11 protein-coding genes and 2 pseudogenes are annotated in these 13,527 nt (G+C 42.2%); 4 read left to right on the forward strand and 9 right to left on the reverse strand.

Features of this window, described 5'->3' with window-relative positions; all coding sequences use genetic code 11:
- Nucleotides 1-16: 16 nt before the first annotated feature.
- Nucleotides 17-1,984, forward strand: a pseudogene (locus AC4CVD_RS06825) (TonB-dependent receptor); the annotation flags it as partial.
- Between the two features lie 30 nt (nt 1,985-2,014).
- Here AC4CVD_RS06825 and tnpC read toward each other — a convergent pair.
- The 3 genes from tnpC to tnpA all read right to left on the reverse strand — a co-directional run bounded on the left by tnpC (nt 2,015) and on the right by tnpA (nt 4,430).
- Nucleotides 2,015-3,640 (reverse strand): IS66 family transposase, encoded by a 1,626-nt coding sequence (gene tnpC / locus AC4CVD_RS06830; protein WP_201949790.1) that lies wholly within the window; start codon nt 3,638-3,640, stop codon nt 2,015-2,017.
- A 74-nt stretch (nt 3,641-3,714) separates the two neighbouring features.
- The gene (gene tnpB / locus AC4CVD_RS06835) at nt 3,715-4,050 is read right to left on the reverse strand and encodes an IS66 family insertion sequence element accessory protein TnpB (protein WP_473827493.1); all 336 of its coding nucleotides are present in this window, start codon (nt 4,048-4,050) and stop codon (nt 3,715-3,717) included.
- The gene (gene tnpA, locus AC4CVD_RS06840) at nt 4,047-4,430 is read right to left on the reverse strand and encodes an IS66-like element accessory protein TnpA (RefSeq protein ID WP_043974824.1); all 384 of its coding nucleotides are present in this window, start codon (nt 4,428-4,430) and stop codon (nt 4,047-4,049) included. Before tnpA ends, tnpB begins: the two co-directional genes overlap by 4 nt.
- 71 nt (nt 4,431-4,501) lie before the next feature.
- Here tnpA and AC4CVD_RS06845 point away from each other — a divergent pair.
- A pseudogene (locus tag AC4CVD_RS06845) lies at nt 4,502-4,780 on the forward strand (TonB-dependent siderophore receptor); the annotation flags it as partial.
- A 59-nt stretch (nt 4,781-4,839) separates the two neighbouring features.
- Here AC4CVD_RS06845 and dapC read toward each other — a convergent pair.
- The 5 genes from dapC to AC4CVD_RS06870 form a co-directional block, all read right to left on the reverse strand.
- Nucleotides 4,840-6,009, reverse strand: a complete 1,170-nt coding sequence (gene dapC / locus AC4CVD_RS06850) for a succinyldiaminopimelate transaminase (RefSeq protein ID WP_490752560.1) — start codon at nt 6,007-6,009, stop codon at nt 4,840-4,842.
- Between the two features lie 24 nt (nt 6,010-6,033).
- Nucleotides 6,034-8,700, reverse strand: a complete 2,667-nt coding sequence (gene glnD, locus AC4CVD_RS06855; RefSeq protein ID WP_490752562.1) for a [protein-PII] uridylyltransferase — start codon at nt 8,698-8,700, stop codon at nt 6,034-6,036.
- A gap of 28 nt (nt 8,701-8,728) precedes the next feature.
- Entirely contained in the window at nt 8,729-9,943 is a 1,215-nt protein-coding gene (gene purT, locus AC4CVD_RS06860; RefSeq protein WP_490752564.1) for a formate-dependent phosphoribosylglycinamide formyltransferase, read from the reverse strand.
- 233 nt (nt 9,944-10,176) lie between these two features.
- Nucleotides 10,177-10,524 (reverse strand): L-valine transporter subunit YgaH, encoded by a 348-nt coding sequence (gene ygaH / locus AC4CVD_RS06865; protein WP_004980107.1) that lies wholly within the window; start codon nt 10,522-10,524, stop codon nt 10,177-10,179.
- On the reverse strand, nt 10,521-11,273 hold the full coding sequence (locus AC4CVD_RS06870; RefSeq protein WP_490752566.1) for an AzlC family ABC transporter permease: 753 nt from the start codon (nt 11,271-11,273) through the stop codon (nt 10,521-10,523). Before AC4CVD_RS06870 ends, ygaH begins: the two co-directional genes overlap by 4 nt.
- A gap of 101 nt (nt 11,274-11,374) precedes the next feature.
- Between AC4CVD_RS06870 and AC4CVD_RS06875 the strand changes: the two genes are divergently transcribed.
- On the forward strand, nt 11,375-11,857 hold the full coding sequence (locus tag AC4CVD_RS06875) for a hypothetical protein (RefSeq protein ID WP_087014998.1): 483 nt from the start codon (nt 11,375-11,377) through the stop codon (nt 11,855-11,857).
- Nucleotides 11,858-12,158: 301 nt separating this feature from the next.
- Here AC4CVD_RS06875 and AC4CVD_RS06880 read toward each other — a convergent pair whose 3' ends face one another.
- Nucleotides 12,159-12,854: a Crp/Fnr family transcriptional regulator gene (locus AC4CVD_RS06880; RefSeq protein ID WP_490752568.1), complete on the reverse strand. Its 696-nt coding sequence runs from the start codon at nt 12,852-12,854 to the stop codon at nt 12,159-12,161.
- Between the two features lie 117 nt (nt 12,855-12,971).
- Here AC4CVD_RS06880 and AC4CVD_RS06885 point away from each other — a divergent pair, with 117 nt between their 5' ends.
- Nucleotides 12,972-13,511, forward strand: a complete 540-nt coding sequence (locus tag AC4CVD_RS06885) for an Mpo1 family 2-hydroxy fatty acid dioxygenase (RefSeq protein WP_490752570.1) — start codon at nt 12,972-12,974, stop codon at nt 13,509-13,511.
- The last annotated feature ends 16 nt before the right edge of the window (nt 13,512-13,527 follow it).

The raw sequence follows: 13,527 nt of genomic DNA on the forward strand, positions 1-13,527 counted from the left end.
TAAAAAAGGGTAGTAAATGGCTAAGCTGAAACCATTGGTGTTAATGATGGCATGTGTATCTGGGTACAGTATTTCACATGCTGCCGAAGCTCCAGTAGTCGTTGAATCCGACTCATTATCTCAGGCGAGTAATGTTACAGCTTTGGAAACAATCCGTATAGTTGCAAGTGCCGATGCTTCTGCAAATGGTTTAATGGAAGCTTTCGCTGGTGGTCAGGTTGCAAGTGGCGGCCGAGTTGGGATTTTTGGGAATCAAAAAAATCTTGATACGCCATTTAATTTAACTAGCTATACCAATCAATATATTCAAGAGCGTCAAGCAAAGAGTGTTGGGGATGTGCTAAAAGCAGATCCGAGTGTACGTGTTGGGCGAGGATATGGTAATTTTCAAGAAAACTACTATATCCGTGGTTTTAACTTAGGGTCAGATGACACTGCTTATAATGGTTTATATTCAATATTACCGCGTCAATATATTCCAACAGAACTTTTTGAGCGTGTGGAAGTATTAAAAGGTGCCTCATCGTTTTTAAACGGTGCTATGCCAAGTAATGGTGGGATCGGTGGAGCAATCAATCTTCTACCAAAACGAGCAGGAAATGAGCCATTAAATCGGGTAACTGTAGGTACAGATTTTAATGGTGGCTATATCTCAAATGATATTTCACGACGTTTTGGTGAAGATCAGCAATTTGGAGTACGAGTAAACACCGCCTACCATGATGGAAATACGTCTGTTGATGATGAAAAGAAATCATTAGGGCTTGCTACTATTGGACTAGATTATAGTGGTGAGGGCCTACGCCTTTCGGGTGATATGGGCTATAGCAACAATCGCTTAAATGCAACGCGACCAAATGTAACATTGGGTGCTGGGTTAACGTTGGTACCAAAGGCTATTGATAGTTCTAGTAATTATGCTCAAAAATGGTCTTATTCAAATGAAGAGAATATTTTTGGAAGTTACCGTGCGGAATATGATTTTAATGATGCACTAACTGCATATGCAGCATATGGTTTCCGTCGTGGCGAAGAACAAAACTCACTGGCAAGCTACACATTAAGAAATGCTTCAACAGGTGCTAGTACACTCTACCGTTTTGACAATGCTCGTGTAGACATGGTCAATACAGGTGAGGTTGGGGTACGTGGAAAGTTCGATACAGGTTCAATTAAACATAATTTAGTTGTTTCTGGATCAGCATTTCAACTAAATACGAGAAATGCCTATTTTATGGATTCAGGGAATCCATTGAACTCTAATATTTATCATCCTATTCAACATGACCGACCTGCTGCTTTAACACCAGCATTCTCAGGTGGAGATATGGATAGTCCGAAATTGACCACTCGGACGCGCTTAAGAAGTGTTGCTATTGGGGATAATCTGACTGCATTAGATGATAAATTAATTATCATGTTGGGTGCGCGTTATCAGCAGATTCTCCAAGATACATATAATTATTCTCAAGTGAAAACAGGGGCATATGATGAGAGTAAATGGACGCCTGCACTTGGAGTAACCTATAAAATTACTCCAGAAGTTTCAGTTTATGCCAACTACATTGAATCTTTAGCGAAAGGTCTAACAAATACAACTGGTGGTGTGACCACATCGATTAAACCGTTTGTGGCTGAACAGAAAGAAGTAGGTGCCAAATATGAAAATGACCATCTTGGGGTGACATTAAGTTTATTTGATATTAATAAACAACGTGGCATTATGCAAAATGGTGTATTTAGTGATTCTGGTGAATACGTTCATCGGGGGGTAGAACTGAGCAGTTATGGAAAGCTTACAGACTCCTTGACTGTTTTAGGTGGTGTAACGTGGATGCATGCGACGCAAGAGAATACTGGCTCAGCTACTTATGATGGAAATTATGAAGTAGGGGTTCCAAAGTTTCAGGCGAACCTAGGCACAAATTGGAAATTACCACTCCCGCAAGATATTTCTTTAAATGCCCAATTGACTTATACAGGGTAAGCGTCCGCTGAACCCCATGTCTATTTTTTAATTTGAGTTGGATTTCCAGCGGTGTGGTAGCAATTCTTCTATTTGGGTCACTTTATGGGTCGGCAATCTTTTCAGCACATCACTTAAATAGGCATACGGATCCAGCCCATTCAGCTTTGCTGACTGGATTAAAGTCATGATGTTTGCCGCTCGCTGACCACTACGCAGCGAACCTGCAAATAACCAGTTCTTACGTCCCAACGCCCAAGGCCGCACCTGGTTTTCCACCCAATTATTGCAAATCGGTAGATTGCCATCATCCAGATAGCGGCTTAAAGCTGGCCAACGCTTCAGAGTGTAATTGATGGCCTTGGCGGTTGGAGAACTCGATGGCACCGTCAGTTGATGCTGGTTGAGCCATTCATACAGTTGTTGCATCACCGGTTGACTATGCTGTTGTCGGTATTCGCGGCGCTGTTCTGCTGTACCATCGGTCTTTCTCCTGAGTTCTGCTTCTATGGCATACAGTTTCTGAATCAGCACTAAGGCCTGTTCAGCGACCTGACTTTTCTTGGTCACATGCAGTTCATGGAATTTACGACGAGCATGCGCCATGCAGCCCACCTCAATGACTTGGCCTGATTTAAAGCGTGCTTTATAACCACTGTAATCATCACAGACTAGATGGCCCTGCCAGTCTTTCAGGAACACTTCAGCATGCTGGCCTGAACGACTATCCTGAAAGTCATAAATCACGGCTTGAATTGGATTATATTGGGTTGTTGCATAGGCCCAGACATAACCTTTCTTCGGTTTTTTCTCATCATCACTCATCCGCATGATGGTGACCGGCGTTTCATCGGCATGGATCACCCGCTGTTGCAGCACCACCTCTTTTAAAGCATTGGCCAGAGGTTCCAGTTCTACACCGCAGCGACCTATCCAGTCAGATAAAGTTGATCTAGAAAGCTCGATTCCCGCCCGCTGATAGATCAGACGTTGACGGTACAGCGGTAAATGATCTGCGTATTTCGAGACCAACACATGGCTAAGCAGTTCAGGACTGGCAATGCCTTTATCAATCACATAGGCGGGCATCGCTTGCTGAGTCAGTGTGTCACACTGATCACAGACCCATTTGCCACGCACATGCTGTTCCTTATAGAACTGTGCCGGTCTGAAATGTAGTTTTTCACTGATATCTTCGCCGATACGACGCAAGGTGCAGCCACAAGCACATTGGGTTGATGTTGGTTCATGCTCGATACGGATGGTGTGTAGATGATCGGGCAGCAGTCGACGTTTAGGTTTGTTGACTGTGGCTTTGTGTGTCGCTGCATCAGTTTTATCTGCATTCAGCCGTTCCAGTTCCAGATCAACAGCGGCAATATCTTCTTCGACCGCTTCATCCCAGAGATGGATTTGTTTTGCGGTGAGATGTTCGTTTTTACTGTCGAATTTGTGCTTTTTAAACAGCGCAAGTTCATGCTCGTATTTTTGATTGAGAATGGAAAGATGCTGAACTTTGGCATCTAATTGCAGATTGGATACTTCAAGATGCTGAACTTTGGCATCTAATTGCTGGTTTGATTGTGCCAGAGACTGATGTTGCATTGCCAACTGTCTAGTAAATTCCAGCAGTTGTTCATGGGTCAGTTGGCTTAAATCAGGCAGTGTATTCATGACCGCAGTATGCCTGAGGTCATGAGAAGAATGAAATAGAACGTTTGGAGAATAGCAACTTGGACCAAGCTAGTTTAGAGCATTGTGACCAATTGCTGTCGTCCAATGCGCTGCCAAGGCAAACCCTGGATCAGTGCCTGTAACTGTTCTGGGCTGAGGGCTACGCTTTCACCCTGGTGAACTTTAGCCCAGTGAAATTTTCCCTGTTCCAACCGCCGAGCACACAGCCAGATCCCCAGTCCATCATGTACCAGCACTTTCATGCGATGGCCACGTTTATTACAGAACAGGTAAGCACAATGCGGTTTGATGTAGCCAAAGGCTCTCACCACCTGAGCCATGGCCGTATCCATACCTGCACGCATGTCCATGGGCTGGGTAGACAACCAGATTTCATCGATACGGATCATGTTGTAAGTGCCTTGAGTAATTCTGCTAAAGCAGATATTTCTGATACTTGCCATTTCAAGCCAATTTCTGCTTTTGAGTGGGGTAAAGTAATTTGAACCGTTAACATGCCAGTAGGGATAGGATCTAATGGTGCGGAGCAAGATAAGGCAATAAATGCAGGTTTATTCGGTAGTAGTGAGCGATCATTCCCTGGCTTAGCATCAATTAAGCGAATCCATTTGGATACAAGATTTGTATTCAATCCATGTTGCAAAGCGACCGAAGCAATTGAAACCTCCGATGCTTTACACGCCTGAACGATCTGCTGTTTAAATTCAGCACTATATGTTCTTCGTTTTATCGTAAGAGATGCGATGGATGTCTGGTTATTTGTAGTCATAAATTTAAGTTCCCACTTGTTTTTAAGTGAGGACTAAATTAAGGCTTATAGGACGAATTCATAAGGTGTGTTCAGCGGACGCTTACTATACAGGTTCAACTTATGCAAGTTTGGACAATAATTTGAAAGTTAAGGATTGGACTACGCTTGATTTAGGTGCAAGTTATAGAACTCAGTTTGGTCAAACCCCAACAACATTTAACTTCCTTGTGAATAATGTATTTGATCAGGATTATTGGGGTTCTGTTGGTCTATATGACAATATTAACAATACAAGCAACACTAATAATGGCTATTTAGTTGCTGGTTTACCGCGGACATTTATGCTTAGTGCATCATTTGATTTTTAATCGAATAAAGACAAGAAAACCTCCATTATAGGAGGTTTTCTTTTTTTAGATGAGCTTGTTTACAAAATCGCTTTTAAGCGTTTAATCACCTGCTCACACTGTGCAAGATCTGCAACTAGCGCAAGACGCACATGGTTTTCGCCTGGGTTGCCTTGCTCAGTATCGCGTGACAAGTAACGTCCTGGAAGTACTTTGACATGTGCTTTTTCCATGAGCATTTTTGCAAAAGTTTCGTCATTATCTACTTTTAACCAGTAGTAAAAGCCTGCATCTGGTTTTTGTAGGGGCAGTATATGGCCTAATTCCTTTTGAAATAAATCAAATTTTGCACGATATTGCACACGGTTTTCTTCAACATGCGCTTCGTCATCCCATGCTGCAATCGAAGCCAATTGGTGCTGTACAGGCATCGCCGCACCATGATAGGTACGGTATTGTAAATAAGGCTTGAGTAAAGCTGCATCACCAGCGACAAAGCCAGAACGCATACCCGGTAAGTTTGAGCGTTTAGACAGTGAGTGGAATACGACACAGTTTTTGTAGTCGTCTCGGCCTATTTCAGCACAAACTTCGAGTAGGCCCACAGGTGCAGTATCAAACCAAAGCTCTGAATAGCATTCATCCGATGCAATCACAAAACCATATTGGTCTGAAAGTGCGATTAATTTTTTGAATTGTTCTTTTGATAACACCGCACCAGTTGGATTGCCCGGTGTACAGACAAATAACAGAGCTGTTTTCTCCCAGACTTCAGCAGGCACAGCATTAAAGTCACCGAGATAACCATTTTCTTCGGTGCAATTTACAAAATACGGTTTTGCTCCAGCAAGTAAAGCGGCACCTTCATAAATTTGGTAGAACGGGTTAGGCATAACCACATAAGGCGCATCTTCACGATTTACCAATGCTTGAACAAAAGAAAAGATTGCTTCACGGGTGCCAGAAACAGGCAATATATTGTTTTCTGCACTAATTTGATTGAGTTGAAAACGACGGGTCAGCCAATTTGCAATACTCGTGCGTAATTCGGGTATACCTTTACTGTTTGGATAAGTCGATAAATGTTGAAAATTCTCGATAATGGCTTGTTTCACAAACTCGGGTGCAGGATGCTTAGGCTCACCAATCGAGAGTGGAATGAGGGGTAAGTCTGCGGGAGTAATATCCTGAAATAGTTTATTCAACTTTTCAAAAGGATAAGGGTGTAAAAGGGATAAACTCGAGTTCATGAAACAAAATACCAGTGTGTATTGTTAATGTTGACCACAGACCTGACTAGAGGCTTCATCTAAGGCTGATTTTAGTTGTGCAGCAAAAGTTTCAGCTTCAGTTTCGGTCATGGGTTGACCATCTTTTTTGGTGACAAAGAAAATATCTTCGGCACGCTCACCTAGGGTGGCAATTTTAGCAGAGTGAATATCTAATCCTTGCATCATAAACAGCCCGCCTACTTTGGCAAGTAAGCCGGGATGGTCAAGTGTTGCAATTTCAACCATGTTTTGTTGCAGTGCTTCATTCAGCGTAATATCAACGGTGTTTTCAATGTCGAAATGGCGTAGCTGACGAGGGATGCGACGTTGCATGAGCCCAGGGTATTTATCTGAATTGGCTAATGCATCTTTTAATGCTGATAGCACTTTTGCTTCACGTTCAGGGTCGGTTAGCAGCGTACCAAAACGGTCAAGAACGACATAAGTGTCTAAGCTAAATGCTTTGGTTGCGGTAATAATACGTGCATCTTGTACGTCCAAATTCATACGATCGAGAATAGCAACCGTTGTTGCAAACAGATTGGGCTGATCTTGGGTATAAATAAAGATTTGTACTGCATCTTGAGCAAATTTACGCTGTGCACGCATCAAAACAAGCGGTTCAGGGTTGTCACCGTGCTGTAAAATAGCACGTGTGTGCCAAGCAATTTCATCGGCAGATTCTTTGAGGAAATATTCATCTCCTAGTTCTTGCCAGACTTTTTCGACATCATCTAGTGCAAACTCTTCGACTAGTTGTTCACTGGCAGAAAACTTGGTGTCCTCGATGAGCATTTGATAGTCCACAGGACGGCCTAAACCTGAGCGAATCACGTCACGTGCATGGGTATAGAGCTGACGCATCAGAGATGCGCGCCACGTATTCCAAAGTGAAGGATTGGTGGCATTGATATCCGAAACTGTCAACGTATATAGATAGTCGAGATGTTCCATGTCGCCCATTTTCTCAGCAAACGCTTTAACCACATCGGGGTCAGAAATGTCTTTCTTTTGAGAAGTAACAGACATGAGTAAATGGTTTTGGATGAGCCATGCGACAAGGTTGCATTCACGTTCGGTAAAACCATGACTACGACAGAATTCAATCGCATCGGTTGCACCTAGCTCACTGTGGTCACCACCACGGCCTTTAGCAATATCATGGAAAATGGCAGCCAAATAAACAATGTCACGACGTGCCAGACGTTGGAACACTGAACTGACGACAGGGAAGTCTTTGGCAAACTCAGGGTCTTTGAAACGGTTTAAGTTGCGCAGTAATAATAAAGTATGTGCATCTACGGTATAGATATGGAACAAGTCATACTGCATCAACCCCATAATCTGCCCAAATGCAGGAATATAGTTGCCTAAAACGCCATAACGTTTCATTGCCACCATGGTTTCGTATAAGCGATGCGGGGAGCGAATGATAGCCATAAACAGGGCTTGATGCGCTGGATTATCTCTGTATTTTTGGTCAATGCGTTTAGCCGCCAAAATTAACAAACGTAGCGTACGCGCGCGAATGCCTGTAATTTCAGGTCGATTGGCCAATATATAGAAAATTTCTAAAATAGCACTTGGGTTTTCAGAGAAAATCTTATGGTGTTGAACCGCTAGTTTGCCGTCGACTAGTTTAAAATTTTCATTGATTTCTTCAATGTTACGTTCATAGTTCGGTAGGCGTGGGGTAATCACAGATTCATTGAAATAAGCCAACAGCATTTCATTCAGCGTGGTGACTTGTTGAGCGCTTCGATAATAACGTTTCATGAATTGTTCAATTGGGTAATTCGGTGATTTACCTTCTTCACGCACATAGCCAAACTTTGCGGCAATGTCACGTTGATAGTCGAACAGTAAACGGTTTTCATCACGTTTAGTGAGGCGGTGTAGGTGATGACGAATTTCCCAGAGGAAGCTTTCGGCTTCTTCTAATACACCTAACTCAAACTCCGAAATGAAGCCTAAATGCACCAAGTCATAAATACGGTTGACGCGGAAATGCCGTTTAGCAATCCAACCAATTTGGTTAATGTCCCGAATGCCACCCGGCGCATTTTTAATATCGGGTTCTAGATTACTTTCCGTAAAGTTATGCTGTGCATAGCGTTTGGCCTGTTCTTCCATTTTTGCATCATAGAAGGTTTTGTCTGTCCATGTTTGTGAAACAATGCGTCGTGGCCATTTGGCTAAGTGTTCATTGCCTGTAATTAAACGGGACTCAATGAGGGCAGTAGCAACAGTTAAGTCGGAGGTTGCTTGTTCAACACAGTTGGCAATGGTACGTACACTAATGCCGGGCTTGAAATTGCCGACATCCCAAAGTGAGGAAATAAAGACAGAAATGAGATTTTCTTGTTCTTCGCTAAACTCATCCTCAGACAAAATCATGATGTCTACATCTGAGTAAGGTAGCATCTCTCGGCGACCGTAACCACCGACAGCAAATAAACTTAAGTCTGTCTGATCGAGTTTTGCATATTTCCATAGGAAAATAAGCGCTTCATCGGTCATATTTGAACGCGTTAAAATGACATCGCGGATGGATTGGCCATGATCAAAACTTTCTTGTAATTGATTTTCGACATCACTACGCCATTGATTAATCGCTTTGATGTCGTGATTGCTGCTGACATAGTTAAGCAGTGGAGAAGTATTGATCATGAACCGTATCCGTATATTTTAACAACGCTTAATTTTGATGAACGCTAACCAGTCCAGCAGCTTGTACTGCTAGTTCACGTGCTTGGTCAGTTGTTTCAGCACGTGCTGTCGCAACGCCCATACGGCGACGTGTAAAGCCTTCTGGTTTTCCAAAAATGCGTAAATCAGTATTTGGGTTTGCCAAAGCAAGATTTAAGCCAGAAAAAGATAAGTTATTTGCATCCACACCTGCATAGATCACGGCACTCGCAGCAACGCTATGACGTGCTGTATTGACAGGCAGACCCAAAATCGCACGTGCATGTAGTTCAAATTCACTTTGGAACTGAGAGGCAAGCGTCACAAGACCTGTGTCATGTGGGCGTGGTGATACTTCACTAAACCACACTTTATCGCCTTTGACAAAGAGTTCTACACCGAAAATACCACAGCCACCCAATGCGATGGTGACTTTATTGGCAATACGCTTTGCTTCGTCAAGTGCCGCTGGTGTCATGGCTTGAGGCTGCCAACTTTCCACATAGTCGCCTGCGTCTTGGCGGTGACCAATTGGGTCGCAGTACGAAGTTTCAATTTCACCTGTTTCAGGGTTTTTTGAACGTACTGTTAATAGCGTAATTTCAAAATCAAAATCAATTTGTGATTCTACAATCACTGTCCCTTGATTTACACGACCACCTGTTTGAGCATATTCCCACGCAGCATCTACTTCTGAGAATTCTTTTACGCGGGATTGGCCTTTGCCAGAAGAGGACATGACTGGTTTAACAAAGTTTGGATAACCAATGTCATCACATGCAGCACGGAAAGATTCTAAAGTATCTGCAAAACGGTAAGCCGATGTCGGTAAGCCCAGTTCTTCCGCAGCTAAACGACGGATGCCTTCACGGTTCATGGTTAAATTGACTGCTTTTGCAGAGGGAATGACTGTCGCAATATTTTCTTGTTCGATTTCAACCAATATTTGTGTCGCAATGGCTTCAATTTCAGGGATAATTAAATTCGGCTTAACGTCCTGAATGAGTTGTTTAAGCGCTGTCGCATCTGCCATATTTAAAGTATAGCCATAGTGTGCCACTTGCATTGCAGGAGCATGATCGTAACGGTCAGCAGCATGAACTTCTACACCTAAACGTTGTAAAGAAATCACAACCTCTTTCCCAAGCTCTCCAGAACCCAATAGCAGGACTTTAAATGCTGAAGGCTGAAGTGGAGTACCAATAGTAACGCTCATGTAAATCATCCATGCTTGATTTTATGGGCTTTTAGCATAGCAGAACTCTTAAAAGTGTTCAGGGTTCATTCACATAAATTAATGATATTGTCCAACAATTTTTTTTATAAAGCTGCGCATTCCAAAGTCAAAATTTTCATGCAAAATGATGCTAAATAAACTTTTCCAATCAAGCTGGAAATGACTTGCACAGCTGAGTGCTTCAAATAGCACATCAGGTTTTGATGGATGCAAGATATGGGTTAAAAAGGCATAGGAATATAGGTATAAACCAAACCATAGCTCAGTGCTGCGGTGAGTGTAGCGGGGACAATTTGCTTAAACTTGAAATAAAGTCCAGCTAATACGATGAAGCCGACTAACATGGCAAAGCTTTTATTGGGTGTATCTAATAGTGGTGGCAAAGTTGCAACCACAAGCATTGAACTAATCGCCGCAATACCAATCGAACCCAATGCAATTTTTAACCATAGAGCACCGCGCTTTTGTGAACCTTGCTGGAACTTTTGAATGACGAAGAATGGGCCAAAGCGTGAAGCAAAATTTGCAATACCCACTACAATGCCGACCAAAATAATTTCGATATTCATGCTTGATCTCCCATATGTTCAGGGTCTGGTTTTTTCAGTACATAGTGCTTAAACAAGCCTGCAAAAATACCTGAACTGATACCAATAAAAATTGCAGCAGATAAGCCAATAAAATAGCAGGCAATGGCAGATACAAGAATGGTCACAGCCACTACAAAAGTGTGTTTCTTTTCAAAAGCTGCCAATAAAAAACTTAAGAACAGTGCAGGTAATAGAAAGTCTAGAGCGGCTTGTAAAAACTGGGGTAAATGACTGACTTGGTCTGCAAACATTCCACCTAGAAAAGAACCGGTAGCCCATGCGAGCCAACTAAACAGGCTTAAGCCCAGCATCCAAGACTCAGACCACTCTTGACGGCGTTGTGACAGTTTAATCATGCCTGAGGCAAAGACTTCGTCGGTTAGCCCCCATGACCAAATAGCAGTTTTCTTTAGGTTCAGTTTATCTTGAATTAAGTTTTGTAGCGCAGGTCCATAGAGTAAGTGACGAATATCTAGAGCGATTACAGTGAGGGCAGTCATCCAAATAGACGTACCACTACCCAATAGTGCAACCACTAAAAACTGACTGGCTCCTGCATACATTGAGCAGGATAAAAATAAAGCCTCCCATGCACTAAAGCCAAATTGGGTTGCAGATACACCAAAGGCAAAAGAAACAGGTAGATAGGTAAAGATAATCGCTTGGCTATCCTTAGCCCCTTGCCAAAAGCCAGCAGCTTGTGCAGGAGTGGGATTAAGTTCGGACACAACACACCTTGAAGAAGACTTTATCAATAGGTCAAAATTGATTGTGTATTGTAACTGAATTCACTAGCATAGTGCCCAATTGTTTGTTGAGGCGTTTAACCATGTTGAAGCTCGAATTACGTACTTTAGGGCTGACTGCAATCATTGTAAGCAGTTTACTTTTGCAAGCTTGTGGGCAGTCAGAACAAGCTCCTGAACAAAAAGTAGAAATTAAGGCTGCGCCAAAAATTACCAATGACGCGACGGAATATGCCCAGCGTGCTTGGGTGTTTATCAATGAAGTAGATGGCTTGGTCTATAATAAGCAACTGGATCAAATTGAAGCTAAAGTCCGTCATCCTGCACGTAAACTCAGTACGGATTGGCGTATTAATGTCAAAATGACAGACTCAGTAACCGAAGGAAAATACGCACTGTGTCGTAAAGCCTTGACCAGTTTAGAAGTGTGGGCACGTGAGACCTTAGATAGCTCTTCGAGTGTTGCACAGAAACAGAGCGATTATGAACGTGATAAAGCACAATGTCGGGGCGCAATTGATAACCCAAGTTTAGGCAATACAGACCCTAAAAAAGTGGGTGTCTAATACCTGTATAGCATAAGCAAAGGCGAGTTTTTAAAAACTCGCTTTTTTATGGTTTGGGCTTTAATCAATAACAAAATAAAAAGAGTAAATTACCTTATGCACTAAAATATAGGAATTGAGTCGAATTTTGAGGGTTCATTTAAAAAATTAGTTGTTGCGATGTTTACATGAGCTGCCTGTCAAACACAGTGACAGCAGTCTCAAGCCGGGGAGACGAATAGCCAAGACATTAGGCCGTGTAGCAATATTTCTATACATTCCTTCTATGTGAATTGCACTCTTAAGGCGCACACATGATTGTCTATTCTGAGCTATGTGCCATTTTATGCAGCATTGCAGGATCTAAAATCTTAATCTTTTTAAAAGCAATTGCCAGTATTCCTTGTTTTTCTAAGTTTTGAAGTTCTTGGTTGATGGTTTGGCGCGAACACATCAGCATTTGAGCCAGTTGCTCCTGTGACAAATGGATTTCATCATTTGTAATCGACAGATGGTTGCCATAACCGCTTAAAATAAACAGTAAGCGTTGAGCCAGTCGTTGACTGATATTTTGACTTTGGATTGCGATCAGTTCTAAAAAGGCAAGGCGTAACTTCTGTGAAGCAAGCTGTGCAATATGAAACCAAAATTCTGGGGTGGCTTGGATAAATGCCTCAACATCGCGTTTAGGTAGATGGAGCAGGGTGCTTTTTTGAATAGCAATCGCATCGTGCGAACGCGGTTGCTGATCTATTAATGAAATTTCTCCAAACCACATAATCGGTTCAGCAATTGCTGCAACTGCTTCTTTACCTTCAATGTCGACATGACCTAAGCGAATGGCACCATTCAAGACTGCATAGATGCCATCAAATAAATCCCCAGAGCGAAAAACAGCTTGGTCTTTTGCAACCTCAATATATTTGGCATGTTGCACAATATACTGTTGATAGGCTTGTGGTAATTTGGCGAACCAATTGTTATTGAGTAATTGTTGTTGGTGTTGAATTTCCAGCATTCCGCGTCCTTTCGTGATTGATCGAGCAACTTGTCAGGTCGACGACAACTTTATGGGCTGTTTTCCTTTAAAGTTATTCTATATCGTGATCAATATCATGCAATAAGGAAATACAGTATGAGCAAATTAGAAAAATTATTAAGTCAGTATGCAGCTTATCATCTTGATCATAAAAATATCGTGACCCACTTTGTGGGTATTCCGTTGATTGTATTTTCAATTATGTGCTTAACCGCAAGAGCTGGCATGACTATTGGCAGTTTTGAAATTACTTTGGCGATGGTTTTGATCTTAGCGAGTATTGTTTACTACTTAAGCCTAGATCGAATTTTTGGTGTGATCATGTTAGTGATCTATGTCATGGCTTATCCATTGGCTTATAAAATTGCACAGTTTGATTTGGGACTTTGGTTAGGTCTCAGTATTGGTATTTTTGTCGTTGGCTGGGCGTTCCAGTTTGTCGGGCATTTCTATGAGAAGAAAAAACCGGCCTTTATGGATGATGTGATTGGCCTCGCCATCGGTCCATTATTTGTTTTGGCGGAAATGGTGTTTATGCTTGGTTTTAGAAAAGACATCGAACAACGCATGTTAGATGAAGCGCGCAAACAGCGTGCTGCAATGGATAATAAACATGTCTCTGTGACATCACATTAACTGAATTTTTTTATAC

The sequence above is a fragment of the Acinetobacter sp. LipI_23 genome, assembly GCF_058243045.1.